Genomic DNA, 20,046 nt, shown 5'->3' on the forward strand with positions numbered 1-20,046 from the left:
CAAACAAATGAAATACTACATTATCATTCCCGCTTACAATGAAGAAGCTTTTATGAGCTTAACTTTGCAATCATTAGTAGAACAAACCGTTTTACCAACAAAAATTGTAGTGGTGAATGATAATTCTACCGATAAAACTCCGGAAATTGTTTCTGAATTTGCTTCTAAATATCCGTTTATCACTTTAGTGAATAAAAAATCAGATGCGATTCATTTGCCTGGAAGTAAAGTGATTCAAGCATTTCATGAAGGAGAAAAAAATATTGATGACAATTATGACATTATCGTAAAAGTAGATGCTGATTTGATTTTTCCAAAGAACTACTTTGAAACCATCATCAAACATTTTCAATCCGATGAACGAATTGGAATGGCGGGTGGCTTTTGTTACATCGAGAAAAACGGCAATTGGGTTTTAGAAAATTTAACCGATAAAGACCATATTCGCGGTGCTTTAAAGGCTTACAGAAAAGAAACCTTCAAACAAATTGGAGGATTAAAACCACAAATGGGTTGGGATACCGTTGACGAATTACTTTGTAAATTCTACCATTGGAAAGTTGTAACAGATGAAAGTTTGCACGTAAAACATTTAAAACCAACAGGCGCTAGTTATAACCAAGCGGCGAGATTCAAACAAGGAGAAGCATTCTACACCTTAGGTTATGGATTTTTTATCACAGCCGTTGCTTCTTTAAAATTAGCCATGCGAAAAGGAAAACCTTTGTTGTTTTTAGATTACATCAAAGGTTTTTGGAAAGCCAAAAGAGAAAACAAAACCATGTTGGTAACACCTGAACAAGCAAAATTTGTTAGAAAATATCGTTGGCAGAAGATGAAAGAAAAGTTATTTTAATCTTTTCCATAAAAATATAGTATTTTTACTGCTCACTAGAAACCGAACACAGAACACTATCAAAATGATGCTCATTCGCTACTTATCGCAAATAGGAAAATACTTCATCATGTTGAAAGAAATTTTCAACAAGCCTACAAAATGGTCGGCGATGAAACAACTAATTCTTAAAGAAGTTGATGATTTAATTATCGATTCGCTTGGAATTGTATCTTTCATATCATTTTTCGTTGGTGGTGTTGTGGCTATTCAAACAGCGTTGAATTTAACTAACCCGTTAATTCCTAAATTTTTAATTGGATTTGCAACACGTCAATCCGTTATTTTAGAGTTTGCTCCTACTTTTATTTCCATCATCATGGCTGGGAAAATGGGTTCATTTATAACTTCTAGTATTGGAACGATGCGTGTTACGGAACAAATAGACGCTTTGGAAGTTATGGGTGTAAATTCTTTAAACTATTTAGTTTTCCCAAAAATCATTGCATTGTTTTTGTATCCTTTTGTGATTGGATTAAGTATGTTTTTAGGTGTTTTTGGTGGTTGGATGGCAGCCGTTTATGGAGGTTTCACCACAAGTTTCGAATTCACCACTGGATTGCAAGCTGAATTTATTCCATTTCACATAACATATGCTTTCATAAAAACTTTTGTATTTGCTTTTATTTTAGCAACTATTCCTTCATTTCATGGTTATTACATGAAGGGTGGCGCTTTAGAAGTGGGTAAAGCGAGTACGGTTTCATTTGTTTGGACATCGGTAGTTATTATTTTAATGAACTTTATATTAACGCAACTTCTTTTAAGCTAATGATTGAAGTAAAAAATATCGTAAAAAAGTTTGGCGAACAAACCGTTTTAAAAGGAGTTTCTACTCGTTTTGAAGCTGGAATGACCAATCTCATCATTGGGCAAAGTGGTTCTGGAAAAACTGTTTTTTTAAAATCATTATTAGGAATTCACACACCAGATAGCGGCACTATTTCTTTTGATGGTAGAATTTATTCTGAACTTTCAAATGATGAAAGACGTGAGTTAAGAACAGAAATCGGGATGGTATTTCAAGGAAGTGCGCTTTTTGATAGTATGACTGTGGAGGAAAATGTTGGATTTCCCTTAAAAATGTTTACCAATAAAACTGCAAAAGAAATTAAAGAACGAGTTGATTTTGTAATTGACAGAGTTCACTTAGTAAATGCACACCAAAAAAGACCTTCTGAAATTTCAGGTGGAATGCAAAAACGTGTGGCGATTGCTAGAGCTATAGTAAACAATCCGAAATATCTGTTTTGTGATGAACCAAATTCGGGCTTAGACCCCAAAACAGCTATTGTAATTGATAACTTAATTCAAGAAATTACTAAAGAATACAACATTACCACCGTGATTAACACACACGACATGAACTCGGTAATGGAAATTGGCGAAAAAATTGTGTTCTTAAAAAATGGTTTATTAGAATGGGAAGGTTCGAACAAAGAAATATTCAAAACCGATAACGAAGCGGTTACCGATTTTGTATATTCTTCAGAATTATTCAAACGCGTTCGAAAAATGTATTTAGAGGATGATGTAAAATAGTGCTACTGAATCTTAGACACTATTTGCTTAATATCTTGCTCTTTATTTTTTGGGTAGATCAACAGCACATCGTCTTTGTCTACGATAATGTAATCCGTTAAACCATCAATTACCACTAATTTTTTACCTTCAGTTCGGATGATATTATTGGTTGCATTTTCAAGATAAACTGAAGCGTTTACTACGGCATTTTCTTGTTCGTCTTTTGGTAATTTGTCATATAACGACCCCCAAGTTCCTAAATCGTTCCAATCGAAAGTAGCTGGCAATACATATACATTTTGCGCTTTCTCTAAGATAGCATAATCGACAGAAATATTTTGCGCTAACGGATAATTATCTCTTATAAAAGCTTCTTCATTTGGCGTATTTAAAACCTCATAACCATTCATGAAATGATTATACATCACTGGTTGAAATTCTTCATACGCTTTTAAAACGGTTTTAGCACTCCAAACGAAAATTCCTGCATTCCAAAGAAAATTTCGGCTCTGGATGAATTTTCTTGCCGTTGCATAATCTGGTTTTTCTCTGAATTGTTTTACTTTTTTGATGGGACGAGAATCTAATTTATCAAACTCGATATAACCATAACCCGTGTTAGCAAATGTAGGCAAAATTCCTAGAGTCATTAAATTTTCATCGCGCTCACAAAAATCAAAAGCATACTGAAGGTTAGAACAAAACTGCACTTCGTCTTCAATCCAATGATCAGAAGGAGCCACTACCATAACGGCATCTGGATTTTGTTTTTTTATTTTCAAAGAAGCGTACAAGATACAAGGCGCAGTGTTTCGCATGGCAGGTTCCAAAACAATTTGCTCTTGTTGAATCATCGGAAGTTGTTCCAAAACTATATCGTTATAAGCCTCATTAGTTAAAATAAGAATGTTTTCTTTAGGAATAATTTGAGACAAACGCGTGAACGTTTTTTGAATTAAGGTTTCGCCAGTTCCTAACATATCGTGAAATTGCTTAGGAAATTCGGTTGTACTTACTGGCCAGAATCGAGAACCAACTCCGCCAGCCATTATGATTGCGTAATAATTTTTGTTCATTTTGTATCTTTTTTGTTGCTAGTACTTATTTGGCAACAATTCTACTTCAGCATTCGGTTGAAACAAATACAAACGCCCCGAACTAATCTCTAAACATTCGTATCGTTTAACTCTTAATGCTATTTTCTTAAAAATTTTCCCATTGTGAATTCTAAAATGACTTCCCATTGGAATTTCAAAGATATAATTTTTATCGGTTTCTTTTTGGTCAAATAGTTTTAAAGCGATGGCTAATTTTGCATCGGTATCGCTACTCGCTTTCGGATTTCTGAAATGTTTGGCAAGTAATGGCAACAATTGATGCGGAAATATTTCAGGACGAATAAATGGCACCATCAAACGTTGGAAAGTAAGCTTCCATTCTTCTCCATGCGGTTTTATGAGTCGGCCGTATTTTTCAAAAGCAACCAAATGAGCAATCTCGTGAATCAGAGTAATTAAAAATCGGTATTTATTCAAACTAGCATTCACAGTAATCAAATGATAGCCTTGCGCATCTTTTCGATAATCGCCATGGCGAGTTTGACGCTCGTTAACAATTTTAAGATGCACATGATTCGCTTTGATTAACTCAAAACAAGGATGAACTGCGTGTTCAGGTAAGTATTTTTTTAATACGTCGCTCATTATTTTTTATTTCCTGAGCTTTTAGATTTCAATAATAACTTTGCATTTGAACTTGAAACTACTTTTTGACCTGTTTTAGCTTCTAATTCTTTTCTAGCTACATTAGCAACATTTCCGCCTTGTTTGGCAACGTTTATATTATCTTCGAATGTATCTGGATTTACTGCTTTTGAAATATCTTTTGTAGAAGCTTCTGCTAACATATTCAAAATTAATTCTGTATTGGTCATATTATCACGAAGATTTTCCTTCTTTAAACCTTTTAGAATTTTATATTCTTTAGTGGTTTTTCCTGACCAAGATTGTGTAATAATATCGGTTAAAATAGCAAATTGTTGTCCTTCTTTAATTCCTCTGCTTTTCCACTCATCAGTTAATTCTTTACGAATTTCTATGCTTTTTAATCTTTGATTAATCCAACTTTCAGAATATCCTAATTGTATATATTGGTTCAGAGCTCTATCGATTGAAATTTCAGGATCTTGTAATTCATCTAAACGTTCAACGGCAATTTGGGCTAACCATAATTTAAAGGGTTCCGCTTTTGGTGAAGGAATGGATTGAATTAATCGAAAAAGTTGTTCTGTATCTGCAACATCGGTTAGTCGCATTTTACCATCAGGAGCTTGCATTTTCAACTGTCCGATTTTATCGGACACTTCACTTCCTTCTTTAATTAACTTTGATTTTAAATCACTCCAATACTTTCTTGGACGATCACTATTGGTTAAAACTTCTATCACATCAATAATAGAAACATACCACTTTTCTTGCTCTGCATCCCAGGCGGTTCTTACTTTTTTATCTTCAAATAATTGAATGGCGTTTACTTTTGTCATGGTCTTATAATTTAAATGAAATACAATTTACGAAAAATTACGGAGTTGAAGATGAAACTTGCAATACTTTTCCGTTGTAATATTTGTTTCCTGTTAAAGCAAAATCGAATATATAATCTGCCATTTCTTTTGCTGAAAGTGGCGCCTCATAACCTGGAAAAGCTTCTTGTAACATTTCGGTATTCACCGCTCCAAGAGCTAAAACATTAAAAGCAATTCCTTGTTCTTTGTATTCTTCTGCTAATAATTCTGATAAAGTAATTACAGCACCTTTGCTTGACGAATAAGCAGCTAAACCAGCGAATTTCATACTACCTTGAATTCCACCCATTGAACTTATAGTTACCACATGGCTTCCTTTTTCCATAAAGGGAATACATATTTTTGTTAATTCAGCCACTGCAAAAACATTGACTTTATAGATACCCTGAAATTCCTCTGAAGTAATTTGTGTAAAAGGTTTATTCAATAAACTTCCAGCATTATGAATCAAAACATCTACTTTTTTCCAAGTTTGCTGAATGAATTTTTCTACTTGTAATACTTCATCTGGATTAGAAATATCAATTGACAAACACGAAATATTTGAATGTTCTATTAAAGCTTGAGGAGTTTTACGCGAAATAGCGAGTACCTGATGACCCGCATTCGCAAATTGTAAGGCTAGTTCATAACCAATCCCACGAGAAGTTCCGGTTAAGATGATGTGTTTACTTTTCATTTAATTTGATTTCTTTTTTTGGGGCATTTATCATTTTTTCTAAAACTAGAATTGTTTTCGAAATTACAGTTGTCATGTGTTTGGTATCCATTAATTCAAACTCGTCATCAGGTTGGTGATAGAATTGGAAATTTTCAAAATCGAAAGTGGACACCGTTTGTGCTGGAACATTGAATTCAGTGAAAAAAGGATAATTATCAGACGCTCTAAACAACATATATTTGGTTTCAATTGGTAAATATCCTACTAACTTTTCTCCTGCATATTCATTCATTGTGGTTGCCATGTTTGATTTACCAAAACCTGTTAAATAGAAATCCATTCCTTTGTCTTTCATTGGCACACCTATCATTTCAAAATTGAACATGAAATACAAATCCATTTTTTGTTCTTTCAATTTAGCAGCCAAATGCTTCGAACCTAAAAGTCCTTTTTCCTCTGCTGAAAAAAATACAAAAAGTACACTTCGCTTGTTGTTTTTGAATTTCGCGAAATATTTAGCTACTTCAGTAACCGCTGTGGTTCCTGTCGCATTATCATTGGCTCCATTTACAATTACATCGCCATTTACACCATTTTGCAACATCCCGATATGATCATAATGCGCACCGATTACGACAAATTCGTTTTTCAATTTTTTATCCGTTCCTTCGATATAACCTACTATATTATATGCCGTTTTATCATAATTAGAAAGCGTGTCGCGATACGTTTTAAAATAAGGTTTTATACCGTTTTCTTGAAGTAAATTTTCCAAATAAACAGCAGCTTTCTCAATTCCTTCACTACCCGAATCTCTTCCTTCTAGTTCATCTGAAGTTAAATAAGACAAAGTTTTAATTACATTTTCCTCCGCAACTTGGTAATTTAAATTAGAAATATTTTTCGAACTAACATTGGTTTGTGCATGCAATGATAACCCAATCAAAGAGAAAAGCAGTACAATTTTTTTCATAGCATTTTAGTTTTAGTAAAAATAAAAAAATCCCGAGTAAATCGGGATTTTGTATGATAAATTTAACACTTATTAGGCTAACATTGTTACTGGATTTTCCATAAACGCTTTGAACGTTTGTAAGAATTGAGCTCCTGTTGCTCCGTCCACAGTTCTGTGATCGCAAGCTAAAGTAACAGTCATAGTGTTTCCAACTACGATGTGCCCATTTTTTACAACTGGTTTTTCAACAATAGCACCCACAGATAAAATAGCTGAATTGGGTTGATTGATAATTGAGGTAAACGATTGAATTCCGAACATTCCTAAATTAGAAATTGTAAAAGTACTTCCTTCCATTTCTACTGGTTGAATTTTTTTCGCTTTAGCTCTTCCTGCCATGTCTTTTACTGATGTACCAATTTGAGTTAAACTCATTTGATCTGTAAATTTCAATACTGGTACTACTAAACCATCTTCAACAGCAACAGCAACACCAATATTCACGTGGTGATTGATAACCATTGCATCTTCTCTCCATTGTGAATTTACTTGTGGATGTTTTTTCAATGCCATCGCACTTGCTTTGATTACCATATCATTAAAAGAAACTTTCGTATCAGGTAATCCGTTAATCATATTTCTTGAAGCAATAGCATTATCCATATCTAACTCAATTGTTAAATAGTAATGGGGTGCTGTAAATTTAGATTCTGATAATCGTCTCGCAATGGTTTTACGCATTTGCGAATTTTTGATTTCTTCTTGAAACACTTCTCCTGCTGGAACAAATGGTTTCACAGCTGCTACAGTATTTGAAGCTTCTGCAACGGCTTGAGATGGAGTTGCAACTGCAGATGAAGAGAAATTCTCTACATCCGATTTTACAATTCTTCCATTTTCACCAGAACCTTTTACTTGAGATAAATTGATTCCTTTTTCTTGCGCAATTTTTTTAGCTAAGGGAGAAGCGAAAACTCTACCTGAAGTAGATTGTTCTGCGATTGCTACTTCTTGAGAAACTACTTTTACTTCTTCAGTTTTTGGAACTTCAGCCACAGCACCAACTTTGTAGTTGGCTGCAATTCCTGAAACATCAGTTCCTGCTGGTCCTAAAATGGCTAAAACAGTATCCACTGGAGCAGAATCACCTTCTTGAACTCCGATATATAATAATGTTCCTGCATTAAAAGATTCGAATTCCATAGTAGCTTTATCCGTTTCGATTTCAGCTAAAATATCGCCTTCTTTTACAGTATCTCCTACTTTTTTCAACCAAGTTGCAACGGTTCCTGTTGTCATAGTATCTGATAAACGAGGCATCGTTACTACTTTTACACCAGCTGGCATCTCAACTGCGCTCGATGTGACAGCTTTAGTTTCCTCTACAACCTTTTCTTCTTTAGTTTCAGTAGCTGTTCCACCACTTAATAAAGCAGATATATCTTCACCAGCTGTTCCAATAATAGCTAATAAAGAATCTACCGGAGCCGATTGTCCTTCTTGAATTCCGATGTGTAATAAAACACCGTCATGGAAAGATTCGAATTCCATGGTAGCTTTATCCGTTTCAATTTCGGCTAAAATATCACCTGTTTTAATGGTATCACCCACTTTTTTTAACCAAGTTGCTACAACTCCTTCGGTCATCGTATCACTCAAACGGGGCATTGTTATAATTTGCGCCATAGTTCTTATAATTTATGAGGTAAAAATGGATAATTTGGTTCTTCATAAACCACATCATATAATTGCTGAACATCTGGAAATGGAGATTCTTCGGCAAATTTCTCACATTCAGCCACTAAATCAGCTACTCTTTGATCGATTACTTCGATTTCAGCATCTGTAGCGTAACCATTTTCTTTGATAATATCTAAAACTTGAGTAATTGGATCGATTTTTTTGTATTCTTCCACTTCCTCTTTCGTTCTATACAATTGTGCATCTGACATTGAGTGTCCTCTGTAACGGTATGTTTTCATTTCTAAGAAAGTTGGACCATCGCCACGACGAGCTCTTTCTATAGCTTCGTGCATAGCTTCAGCAACTTTAACTGGATTCATGCCATCTACTGGTCCACAAGGCATTTCATACCCTAAACCAAGTTTCCAAATATCAGTATGATTCGCTGTTCTTTCAACAGAAGTTCCCATGGCATATCCATTATTTTCACAAATGAAAACTACTGGCAATTTCCAGTTCATTGCCATATTGAAAGCTTCATGTAAAGAACCTTGACGTGCGGCACCATCACCAAAATAGGTTAAAGTAACACCACCTGTTTCAAAATATTTATCAGCAAAAGCAATACCTGCTCCGACAGGAATTTGAGCCCCTACAATCCCATGTCCTCCATAAAAACCATGTTCTTTAGAGAAAATATGCATAGAACCGCCCATACCTTTTGAAGTTCCAGTTGCTTTACCATATAATTCTGCCATTACTTTTCTTGGATCTACACCCATTCCAATTGGCTGAACGTGATTACGATAAGCTGTAATCATTTTATCTTTTGACAAATCCATTGCATGTAAAGCACCAGCTAAAACAGCTTCTTGCCCATTGTATAAATGCAAAAATCCTCTAACTTTTTGTTGGATATAAACAGCAGCAAGTTTATCTTCAAACTTTCTCCAAAATAGCATATCCTCATACCATTTTAGGTAAACTTCTCTTGTAATTGGTTTCATTTTTTGTTTGTTTTAATACAATTGAACTGCAAACTGCGTTCTTAAGTGTTCACAATTTTACGAATCGCAAAAATACTACATAGAACCTGATTGAAAAAATTAAATCCTATGATTTTTGCATTTTTTACAACAAAATCGATAAAAAAATCACGAAATCGTTATAGGTGATTCTTATCGAAAACTAGTGGTAAAATGTTTTTTAACGAATCTGACTTATAAATTTCACCTTTTGCGCCCATAAAAAAAATGGCAATTGGTAAATCTTGCTTAAATTCATACTCAGCTATAGATTGTCTACAACTTCCACAAGGCGGAATAGGCTCTTCTAAATCTCTATCTTTAGGTGATGCCGTGATAAACATTTTTACAATTTTCGCATCTGGATATGTTGCACCTGCATAAAAAATCGCTACTCTTTCAGCACATAAACCAGAAGGATAGGCCGCATTTTCTTGGTTAGAACCCTGCACAATGACACCGTTATCCAAAAGTATAGCTGCGCCAACGGTAAAATTAGAATATGGGGCATAGGCTTTACTTCTTGCATCTACTGCATGCATCATTAAACTTAGCTCTTCTTGAGACAACTCGTTTTTTGAAAGTACTGAAATGGTAGTGTTTATTGAAATTTGCTTCATATGTGAGGAAAAAAAATCCAAATTCTAAAATTAAGAATTTGGATAGTTTAATTAATTAATTACTTTTTTATAACTCATCGTAGTTATCACCAAAATTGAACGTTAGAGAAAATCTCAATGTGTTTTCTAGTGGGTTTCTTACTTTTGATGCTGAAAACAAATACGAAACATCAATTTTAACTACATTGTATTTAAATCCTGCACCAAGGGTAAAGAACTTCCTAGCGCCTTTTAATTGATTCTCATTAAAATAGCCCATTCGTAAAGCAAATGAATCTTGATACCAATATTCTGCTCCTAATGCCCAAGTAAACTCTTTTAATTCTTCTGAAAAACCATCTGGAGCATCGTTGAAAGATTTAAAAATTCCACTTGTCCAGCTTGTTTTTCTATAATCTGTTAAAGCTTGATCGTATGCTGCATCAGCAATATCTTGTTCTGATTGCTCAATAGAACCGCTTCCATCAGCATCAATAGCAACCACTTTTGCAGGCGGAGTTGGCACTAACAATTTTGTGATTTCTGCAGTTACACCAATTTTACTATATTCATCAAAAATAAAATCAAAACCTCCACCTAAACGCATGTTTGCTGGTAAAAAATTATCATTTAAATCATCATTATCATAACTGATTTTTGGACCTAAATTTTGAAAATTAAAACCTGCCCTCCATCTTCCATTGAAATCATCATAAGCTAATTCCTCGGATTGGTAATAACCTGCAATATCAACTGCAAATGATGTAGCTGCAGAAACATCATTATTAAGATCTGGAATTTTTAGAGCAGAACGTATAAATCTACCTCCAACAGCCATTGAAAAACGCTCACTTAACTTCAAAGAATAAGAACCATCAATTGCTAACTCATTGGGATTTACTTGTCTAACAACCTCATTTGGATCAGGAGTATCTCTTAATTCGATATCCCCTAAACCAAAATAACGCAACGAACCAGCAAAAGCACTTCTCTCATTGATTCTATTATAATAAGTTATTTGACCTAAAGATATATCATTAGCAATACTAGACAAATAAGGCGTATAACTTACCGAAAAACCTTGCTTTTGTAAGGAAAAAGCATATTTAGCAGGATTATATTGTTGCGAAAAAGCATCTGCCGAAGTAGCTACCCCCATATCTGCCATACCAGCAGAACGTGCATCAGCAGCAATTAATAGAAAAGGAACTCCAGTAGTAATAACTCTACTATTATCTTCCTGAGCCTTAACATACTGACCAACTGCAAATAAGGTTAATAATAAACCAATTTTTTTCATTTTTTGCATAGAAATTAATTTTACAAATATAGTATTTTATTATAGGATAACAAGTTTCTCATATTTTTCTACTGATTTACCGGTTGTAACCGACCTAACCTTTATTTTATAAACATAAACTCCCTTTCCAATTTTGTCTCCAAAATCATCTCTTCCGTCCCAAATAATATCCCTACACAAAAAACCATCAGTAAGTACTTGCTGGTTTATTGTTTTTACCAACTTACCCGAAATAGTTACGATTTGAACTTGAACATCTAATGGTTCAAAAGGCATATTGTGATTAAACCAAAATTCTGTATAACTCACAAAAGGATTTGGATAGTTCAAAACTTTTTCAATTCGCAAACCTTCATCGGAGCAAATAGCATTAAATTGGATTTCAGCTGTAACCAAATTGTTATAAACATCCCAAACTTTAAATAAAATAGTATGGAGCCCAGGAGACAATTCTCGAAATGGAAATCTTACAAACCCTTTAGTGTAATCGTTATTTTCAGTTTCATAATATTCGTTTAAAATATACGGATTTGATTCATCACCATCTAAGATTGCTACAATATCATGTCCTATTCCACTAGCAGTATTTATTCCGTTTTCATCTTCCAAAAAAGCTAATAAAATTGGCGAACAATTTGTAATTCCACCTGAAACGAAAGATTCATCATTCATGTGCAACCTTACTTTTGGAGGATTCGTATCTGCTACTGCATTTACGTTAACTCCTCCAATTTGGATTGTTCTATCATATCCTGTTTGATTATCTAAAACTGGAGTACTCCTTTTTGAATAAAAACTAATTTTACCATTACCTACAGGAATTCTTATATCTTGAGGCATAATAAAATTAAACTCAAACTGACCATTAATAACAGATGCGTTTCCTCTAAATACCGTTTCGCCAGAGGTTAAAAAATTCATTTTTATTTGTTGGCCAGCAGAAAAATAATTCCCCATAATGGTCACCCCACCTGGACTTGGCGCTACAACACCATCATTAGCCAAAGTTGAGCGACTAATATCTTTATCAAAAATTTGAACGGCTAAATCTCCATTGTAATCAGAAATAACCACATCATTTTCATCACGCACTTCGCCAGAAATTTTAACTAAACTCAGTGCCTGAAGCACAGGAAGCGGCTGATTAACAGAAACATCATTAACTTTAGTAAGTATAACTTTAGGCTTAGGAATGGCTAATTTTAGTGCTGGATCACCAATAAAGAAGACAACTCTTCTGTTATCAGAACCCGTATTAATTTTAGTTAATCTTAATGCTTCTGCAATTGTGGGATAATCATTTGAACCATAGGCATACAAATCTTCACTCAATAAATTATTCATAACAAACCCTGTTGTTACACCAATTTGTCGGGTTGTAGCAATAAGCCCGATTGCCCCACCATTTTTGTTCCAATACATATACTCCCCTCCAGTAAAACGATTTGGATCATCAAAACGTGTAAATTCACAAGTTATTGTTATGAATAATGGATAGCGATAACGATTTGTAAGGTTTTGAGCTTCTAATTTTTCAAAAAGTCTTTCTCTGGCTAAAAATTCTTCATTTCCATGTCCAAAATAATTAAAAACTAAAGCCCCTAATTCCAAAGCATCTAAAAAATCTTTTTTGGCATCAGGATAACGTTCACCTCCAGCGGCAACCTGCTGAATATATGAATCCGAATGGATTTTTTTTACATTAACAAATGGTTTTTGAGTAACCAATGTATTCGCTAATCCATCTAAACCAAATTGCAAAGTTGAATCGGTTAAATTATCCGCATCATCAGAATAAATTACATAATTATTTCTCCATCTACCATAAGATTTTTCATCGTGATATTCAATTACCTTATCCACCATTTCTTTGGCTTGCGTCACTGAACTAACTAACATTCTTCCAACTGCTATATCAATTCCATCAAAACCACCCAACATAGTTCCTTCGTTATCGTCCATTAAACCAAAAAAGTCATCTGACATAAAGGAAGAGAATAAAGAAAAATTTGAAGTGTTATTAGTTTCAATAGCGAAGGGATTAAACCCATGAAAAACGGGAACTATATTCGTATTATTAAACACTCTATCTTTATAATCGTAAGAAGCATCTCCAAAAAGATTTACAAACTTTACCCTTTTTTCAGGTGTAGAAGCATTCCAATATACATATTTAATAAAATTTCGAATAGCCGCTAAATCTTGTTTTCCTGATGAAAATTCTTGATATATTTTTTCCAAAGTAACTACTCGAACAACTAATCCAGAATAATTTCTATGAAAATCTGCTAAGCGTTCCGCTTGAGTTGACAAAAAATCGGGTGAAATTATCAAATAATCGATATCTTGAAAATTACCCTGACTATCTTTAAAAATTGTTCCTTTGATATTTTGATTAGCTACGAGCGCATTCGCTTCTCGCTTTGGTAAATAAGTATCTGACAAATCAACAGCCACATATTTTCGAACCGAACCTAAGTTAACTTTAAAATTAAAATTAGCTCCAGTTGTATTTTCATATTTAGTTACATTGTATAAATCGGTAACATCCCATACTTGTGATATACCCGCTGCATTTGTTATTTTATATTCGCCAATTCCTATGTTGTTTTGCTCTTGTTCATTAAAGAAATTAAACTGCTTAGCATATCCAACTAAATTTCGCTTGGTTTTGATTCGAATGAAATCCAAGTATCCATTAGAACTTGGCACACCTCCGTTATCATAAGTTAAAAGAACTGATATGTCTGAATTTGCGGCAGTAAAAGTTCCTGAAAGAGCCGATTCATAACCTTCAACACCACTTCCAGCAGTAAGTTGGGGAAAAAACAAAGTCCCTAAATCAATTGTATTTGCTTTAATATTGAAAGATGAGTTACCAAATGATTTTGAAGCCGTATTGACTTTTATCTGAACTGGTACCGTTACATCGATATTAGGAATAGAAAAATTGAATGTTTGAGAATTATCTATATTAAATTGTTCTCCAAACCATCTTCTTCCAACTTTTCCTGCATTTACCAAATCTTTCTCATGATAGACAACATCATCAAACTGTGAAAAATAAAGATTAGGAGTACCTGTTGGCTCTACTGCATTAGTAATTCTTTTACCAGCCGAACCAGATGAAGTAACATAGTAATACGATTTGTCAGCAAATAAATTCACTGAAGTTAAGCTTTCAGAATTCCAAGTATCAACACCTTCAGCATAAAACAATATGTAATCAGTATTATCAAAAACACCATCTTCTTCACCAATAAATTGAATTGCATTTTCTTCTAAATCATTTGGATAATAAGTAGCATTTAAAAGAGGTAACATTTTGCCACCATTTCCATAAATTTTAATATTTCTAGGATCTGTATTAACGTTAAAACCTAAACTTTGCAGAAATGATTTTGAAATTTTATAAACACCCGACTTTTCGACATAAAAACGATACCAACTTCCATTAGTTAAAACTGAATTTGTAACAGATTGAATAACATTTTGATTGGTGTTTCGTGCTGAATTACTTTCTTGATAAGAATAGGTAAATGAGATTAATTTTTTATAAATGTTACCCTCTTTAATTATAGGACTCAAAATCAACAATCCTTTAGTCGTATTTCTAGTGTTATGGATTTCAAGTTTAGCATTAATGGTTGTAGGAATTAGTTTTTTATTTAAATCATAAAGGTCTGTTTCTGATATGGTTTGAAAATTTAAATTCGTAATTGATAAACTCGATATGTTAGTTGCCATTGAAACAGGAACAAATCGTCTGTATTGAATTACTCTCGAAGTAATGTCAACCTCTAGATATTGTGGATCAAACTGAGGTATTTTTAATGATACACTGCCTGCATCAAAATTGGTATTTGCACTCCAAGAAATCGAAACATTTTCCGATTGCTGAGAATAAACAAACATGACAAACATCAAAAACAAAAACAATAAAAACTTTTTCATTAGGTATAAAACGTAATTGGGACATATATATTACAAAGAGAAAAAAATATTTTTTCTTAATGCAATTTTTTCACAATAAAAAACAAATAAAATCGTTTTGAAAGAAAATAATTAATCCATTATTATTTTTTTTTACAAAATTTAAAAAACATGTTGCATATTAATTCATAATTATTAACTTGCGACGCAAAATTTATTACCTACAAAAGTATGAAAATTAAGAAAATTATGGCTTTAAAAGTGTTCGTGTTATTGGCACTAGCTTTAGGTTTTACTGGCTGTAGCAAAAAAGGAAGCACTAAAGGTGGTTCTACTGCTACGGGATGGAAAATTAATGACAAAAAAGGCGGGTTCCAATTCAATGACAAGTTTAAACAACAAGAAACTCCTCCTGGAATGATTTCTATTGAAGGTGGAACTTTCACAATGGGTAAAGTACAGGACGATGTAATGCACGATTGGAATAATTCTCCAAACCAACAACACGTACAGTCATTTTTCATGGATGAGACAGAGGTAACAAACAAAATGTACACAGAATATTTGTTTTGGGTAAAGACTGTTTTCCCTCCTACTGATGAAAATTACAAAAACATCTATAACGGTGTTATTCCTGATACCTTAGTATGGAGAAATCGTTTAGGATACAACGAAACCATGACTAACAACTACTTACGTCATCCAGCATATGCTGACTACCCAGTAGTAGGAGTTAACTGGATTCAAGCAGTTGAGTTCAGTAAATGGAGAACTGACCGTGTAAACGAAAATATCTTGGAAAGAGAAGGATACTTAAAAAGAGATAATAAAATTAGTTTAGGTAAAGAAGTAACTGCTGAGAAATCATTCAACACAGAAACATACATCAATACTCCTTCAAAAGCTTTTGGTGGTAATGCAGATGTTGTGCTTAAAAAAGAAATGGGATCTGGAAGAAAAAAAGCTTCTGACTCTGCTAAAAATGTTTATGCTCAAAGAAGTTCAGGTTTAATTTTACCAGAGTACAGACTTCCAACTGAAGCTGAATGGGAATACGCAGCCGTAGCTTTAGTAGGAAACAGAGAATACAACATTTACAAAGGACAGAAAAAATATCCTTGGAATGGTCAATATACTCGTTCTTCTAAAAGACAATACAGAGGCGATCAATTAGCTAACTTCAAACAAGGTAAAGGAGATTACGGAGGAATTGCTGGATGGTCTGATGACGGAGCTGACATCACTAATAAAGTTAAAAGTTATGCTCCAAATGATTTCGGATTATACGATATGGCTGGTAACGTAGCAGAATGGGTACAAGATGTTTATAGACCGATGGTTGATGACGAAGCTAACGACTTTAACTACTTCAGAGGTAACGTATATACGAAAAATAAAATTGGTGAAGATGGTGTAGTAGAGTTAGTAACTTCTGACAACATTAAATATGACACTTTAAGTAATGGTAGAATCATGGCAAGAAATTTCCCTGGTCAGATTGCTCAAGTTCCTGTTGACGAAAATGAAACTTACTTAAGAACTCAATTCTCTACATCTGACAACAGAAATTATAGAGATGGTGATAGACAATCTACACGTTTCTATAAATTTGGTGGTTCAGAAGAAACTACTGAATCTAAAGATGAAAAAAGAATGTACGAGTCTCCGAAACACTCAATCTCTGTAGATAGTTTAGGTAAAATGAATAAGAGATTTGACACTTCTAACAAAAGAACAACTTTAATTGACGACAATGTAAGAGTTTATAAAGGTGGTTCTTGGAGAGATAGAGCTTATTGGTTAGACCCAGCATCAAGAAGATTCTTCCCTCAAGATATGGCTACAGATTATATTGGTTTTAGATGTGCAATGTCAAAAGTAGGACCAAAATCAAAAGCGAAAACAGCAAGAGGTAATGTTAGAAAATAATTTTCAATAAATATTTCAAAAGCCCTTTCATATGAAAGGGCTTTTTTTATATATTCGTTTTAATAAAATAAGCAATATGAACTCACTACCTATAGCTGATTTACATGCACTATTCTTAAACTCATCTGGTGTTTCAATTGATACTAGAAAAATAGAGCTAGACTGTATATTTTTTGCTCTAAAAGGAGAAAATTTTGACGCCAACACTTTTACTAAAGAAGCCTTAAAAAAAGGGGCAAAGTATGTAATAATTGACAACAAAGACTATTACATAAAGGATAGCACCATATTAGTTGACAACACTTTAATCACATTACAAGAACTAGCAAAATTTCATAGAAATTATCTTGGACTACCCATAATTGCTTTAACCGGAAGTAATGGAAAGACTACCACTAAAGAATTAATTCACGCGGTATTATCCAAAAAATATAACACATTAGCTACCATTGGGAATCTTAACAACCATATTGGTGTCCCTCTAACATTACTGAGGTTTACAAAAGAAACCGAAATTGGAATTGTAGAAATGGGAGCAAATCATCAAAGAGAAATTGAATTTTTATGCCAAATAGCACAACCTGACTTTGGATACATTACTAATTTTGGAAAAGCACATTTAGAAGGCTTTGGAGGTGTGGATGGAGTCATCAAAGGCAAAAGTGAGTTATATAACTATCTTAAGACACAAAATAAAACAGTCTTTGTCAATTTAGACGATCCTATTCAACAAGAAAAAACGTATTCAATAAATAAATTTACATTTGGGGTTACAACTGACAATTGTGATGTAAAAATTACTAGAGTTGAAGCAAATCCGATGGTAAAAATCACCTATAAAGACGTTGAAATTAATTCACATCTTATCGGTATTTATAATGCCAACAATATTAATGCCGCAATAACAATTGGAAATTATTTCAAAGTAACAGACGAACTTATAAAAGAAGCAATTGAAAATTATATTCCAGAAAACAACCGATCACAATTGATTCAAAAAAACAGCAATGAGATTATTTTGGACGCTTATAATGCAAATCCAAGTAGTATGACTGCTGCGTTAACTAATTTTATACAACTCGAAAAGGATAATAAAATTGCCATTTTAGGAGACATGTTTGAACTAGGATCGGAAAGTTTATTGGAACATAATAAAATAGTTGAAATATTAAAATCACAAAAAGACATACAAACATATTTTATCGGTAAAGATTTTTACGCTAATGAAATAAAAAGCAATCACTTACATTTCTTTGAAAACTTCAACACTTTTGCGGAATTTATAAAACTTGAAAAACCTTCAAATTCTTTACTCCTCATCAAAGGGTCTAGAGGAATGGCATTAGAAAAAACGTTAGAAATTTTGTAAATTACTAATTCAAAAACTATAAAAAAGAAAAACCTACAAATTGTAGGTTTTTTTGTTTTACATAAATAACTAGTACCAAATGCATCGAATAGATTAATAAACAATCAACAATAAATTCAAAAGGATAAACTAGATGAATAATAAAATTGAAATATTTAAAAACAAAAAATCCTACATTACTGTAGGATTTAAAATTGGTGGGCAATAAGGGATTCGAACCCCTGACCCCCTCGGTGTAAACGAGGTGCTCTGAACCAGCTGAGCTAATTGCCCCATTAAAAAACAACACTTGTTCTGTATTGCGAGTGCAAATATACAAGGAATATTTGTTTCTGCAAGTATTTTTGAAAAAAATTATACAATTTCTGACACAACAAAAGTACTTCCGCCAATATATATAAAATCAGCTTTTGATGCTGAATTTTTCGCCTCTCTGTAAGCACTTGAAACCGAATGAAATACTTCTCCAGACAAACCAAAGACATTAGCTTTTTGTTTTAAAATTTCAGCCTCTAATCCGCGAGGAACATTAGGTTTGCAAAAATAATATTTAGCTTTAGTTGGAAATAATGGCAAAATAACATCTAAATCTTTATCATTTACAACTCCCAAAACCACATGAAGAGTTTCAAAAGAATGTTTTTGAATTTGGTTCATCACAATTTTTAATCCGTGACTATTATGTGCTGTATCACAAACTATAAAGGGCGCTTTATTTAAAATTTGCCATCTACCTAATAAACCTGTGTTCTTAATTACGTTTTTAAATCCATTTACAATATGAATCTCCTTAATAACAAAGTCGGACTGCAACAACTTTATAGCTTTTAAAACCGTTTTCTTATTATGAATTTGATAATCGCCTAATAAAGCACATTCATATGTTACTTCTGGCGTATCTTGAGCAAAATAAATAGGCGCATGTTCTGATGCAGCTTTATCTAAAAAAACTGGTTTTGTCTCTTCCGAATACTCCCCAATAACCACAGGCGTATTTGATTTTATTATACCCGCTTTCTCAAAAGCAATCTTAGGTAGAGTATCTCCTAAAAATTGTGTATGATCAAAACCAATATTGGTTATCACAGAAACTAAAGGGTCAATTACATTCGTAGAATCAAGTCTACCGCCCATTCCCACCTCAATCACCGCAATATCGACTTGTTCTTTGGCAAAATAATCAAAAGCTAAACCTACTGTCATTTCGAAAAAACTTAAGTGGTGAGCTTCAAAAAAAGGCATATTTTCCGAAACAAAATCCACTACAAAATCTTCCGAAATCATTACACCATTGATACGGATTCGTTCTCGGAAATCTTTTAAATGAGGCGAAGTGTACAACCCTACTTTATAACCAGCCTCTTGAAGAATTGAAGCAATCATTGATGATGTTGAACCTTTACCATTAGTTCCCGCCACATGAATGGATTTAAACTTAAACTCTGGATGCTTAAGGTGTTCAACTAACAAATTTGTATTGGTTAAATCCTTTTTATAAGCCGAAGCACCATGCATTTGAAACATAGGTAACTGACTAAACATCCAATCTGTAGTCTCTTTGTAAGTCATTCTCAAATTTTTCATAAAAT

At 33.3% G+C, this 20,046-nt stretch carries 16 protein-coding genes and 1 tRNA gene; 5 read left to right on the top strand and 12 right to left on the bottom strand.

Annotated elements, in window-relative coordinates; genetic code table 11:
* Positions 1-7: 7 nt before the first annotated feature.
* The 3 genes from NAT47_RS10175 to NAT47_RS10185 all read left to right on the top strand — a co-directional run bounded on the left by NAT47_RS10175 (position 8) and on the right by NAT47_RS10185 (position 2,437).
* On the top strand, positions 8-856 hold the full coding sequence (locus tag NAT47_RS10175; RefSeq protein ID WP_250582425.1) for a glycosyltransferase: 849 nt from the start codon (positions 8-10) through the stop codon (positions 854-856).
* Positions 857-920: 64 nt separating this feature from the next.
* Positions 921-1,667, top strand: coding sequence for an MlaE family ABC transporter permease (locus NAT47_RS10180; RefSeq protein WP_250582427.1), 747 nt, complete (start codon positions 921-923; stop codon positions 1,665-1,667).
* On the top strand, positions 1,667-2,437 hold the full coding sequence (locus NAT47_RS10185; RefSeq protein ID WP_250582429.1) for an ABC transporter ATP-binding protein: 771 nt from the start codon (positions 1,667-1,669) through the stop codon (positions 2,435-2,437). The genes NAT47_RS10180 and NAT47_RS10185 overlap by 1 nt, the downstream gene beginning before the upstream one ends.
* 2 nt (positions 2,438-2,439) lie before the next feature.
* On the opposite strand, the gene NAT47_RS10190 is transcribed toward NAT47_RS10185, so the two are convergent.
* The 10 genes from NAT47_RS10190 to porU form a co-directional block, all read right to left on the bottom strand.
* Positions 2,440-3,495 carry a mannose-1-phosphate guanylyltransferase gene (locus tag NAT47_RS10190; protein ID WP_250582431.1) on the bottom strand — a complete coding sequence of 352 codons (1,056 nt, stop codon included), beginning with the start codon at positions 3,493-3,495 and terminating at the stop codon, positions 2,440-2,442.
* Positions 3,496-3,513: 18 nt separating this feature from the next.
* Positions 3,514-4,122 (bottom strand): SprT-like domain-containing protein, encoded by a 609-nt coding sequence (locus NAT47_RS10195; protein WP_250582433.1) that lies wholly within the window; start codon positions 4,120-4,122, stop codon positions 3,514-3,516.
* Positions 4,122-4,961: a BRO-N domain-containing protein gene (locus tag NAT47_RS10200; protein WP_250582435.1), complete on the bottom strand. Its 840-nt coding sequence runs from the start codon at positions 4,959-4,961 to the stop codon at positions 4,122-4,124. Before NAT47_RS10200 ends, NAT47_RS10195 begins: the two co-directional genes overlap by 1 nt.
* A 37-nt stretch (positions 4,962-4,998) precedes the next feature.
* Positions 4,999-5,682 carry an SDR family NAD(P)-dependent oxidoreductase gene (locus tag NAT47_RS10205; protein WP_250582436.1) on the bottom strand — a complete coding sequence of 228 codons (684 nt, stop codon included), beginning with the start codon at positions 5,680-5,682 and terminating at the stop codon, positions 4,999-5,001.
* Positions 5,672-6,637 carry a M20/M25/M40 family metallo-hydrolase gene (locus tag NAT47_RS10210; protein WP_250582438.1) on the bottom strand — a complete coding sequence of 322 codons (966 nt, stop codon included), beginning with the start codon at positions 6,635-6,637 and terminating at the stop codon, positions 5,672-5,674. The genes NAT47_RS10205 and NAT47_RS10210 overlap by 11 nt, the downstream gene beginning before the upstream one ends.
* A gap of 72 nt (positions 6,638-6,709) precedes the next feature.
* Positions 6,710-8,305 (bottom strand): 2-oxo acid dehydrogenase subunit E2, encoded by a 1,596-nt coding sequence (locus tag NAT47_RS10215; RefSeq protein WP_250582441.1) that lies wholly within the window; start codon positions 8,303-8,305, stop codon positions 6,710-6,712.
* A gap of 5 nt (positions 8,306-8,310) precedes the next feature.
* Positions 8,311-9,309, bottom strand: a complete 999-nt coding sequence (gene pdhA, locus NAT47_RS10220) for a pyruvate dehydrogenase (acetyl-transferring) E1 component subunit alpha (protein WP_250582443.1) — start codon at positions 9,307-9,309, stop codon at positions 8,311-8,313.
* Positions 9,310-9,467: 158 nt separating this feature from the next.
* Entirely contained in the window at positions 9,468-9,947 is a 480-nt protein-coding gene (locus tag NAT47_RS10225) for a cytidine deaminase (RefSeq protein WP_250582445.1), read from the bottom strand.
* Between the two features lie 67 nt (positions 9,948-10,014).
* Positions 10,015-11,226: a type IX secretion system outer membrane channel protein PorV gene (gene porV, locus NAT47_RS10230; RefSeq protein WP_250582447.1), complete on the bottom strand. Its 1,212-nt coding sequence runs from the start codon at positions 11,224-11,226 to the stop codon at positions 10,015-10,017.
* Positions 11,227-11,265: 39 nt separating this feature from the next.
* Positions 11,266-15,180, bottom strand: coding sequence for a type IX secretion system sortase PorU (gene porU, locus NAT47_RS10235; RefSeq protein WP_250582449.1), 3,915 nt, complete (start codon positions 15,178-15,180; stop codon positions 11,266-11,268).
* Between the two features lie 210 nt (positions 15,181-15,390).
* Between porU and gldJ the strand changes: the two genes are divergently transcribed.
* Complete coding sequence (gldJ, locus tag NAT47_RS10240) at positions 15,391-17,088, top strand: gliding motility lipoprotein GldJ (RefSeq protein ID WP_250582451.1); 1,698 nt, start codon at positions 15,391-15,393, stop codon at positions 17,086-17,088.
* A 31-nt stretch (positions 17,089-17,119) separates the two neighbouring features.
* Complete coding sequence (locus tag NAT47_RS10245) at positions 17,120-18,457, top strand: UDP-N-acetylmuramoyl-tripeptide--D-alanyl-D-alanine ligase (RefSeq protein WP_250582453.1); 1,338 nt, start codon at positions 17,120-17,122, stop codon at positions 18,455-18,457.
* Positions 18,458-18,652: 195 nt separating this feature from the next.
* Here the strand turns inward: NAT47_RS10245 and NAT47_RS10250 are convergent.
* Together NAT47_RS10250 and NAT47_RS10255 are read right to left on the bottom strand one after the other, a co-directional pair.
* A tRNA-Val gene (locus tag NAT47_RS10250) sits at positions 18,653-18,730 on the bottom strand.
* 81 nt (positions 18,731-18,811) lie between these two features.
* Positions 18,812-20,026: a bifunctional folylpolyglutamate synthase/dihydrofolate synthase gene (locus NAT47_RS10255; protein WP_250582455.1), complete on the bottom strand. Its 1,215-nt coding sequence runs from the start codon at positions 20,024-20,026 to the stop codon at positions 18,812-18,814.
* Between the last annotated feature and the right edge of the window lie 20 nt (positions 20,027-20,046).

This window comes from Flavobacterium fragile, from assembly GCF_023634865.1.
Classification (GTDB): Bacteria; Bacteroidota; Bacteroidia; order Flavobacteriales; family Flavobacteriaceae; genus Flavobacterium; species Flavobacterium fragile.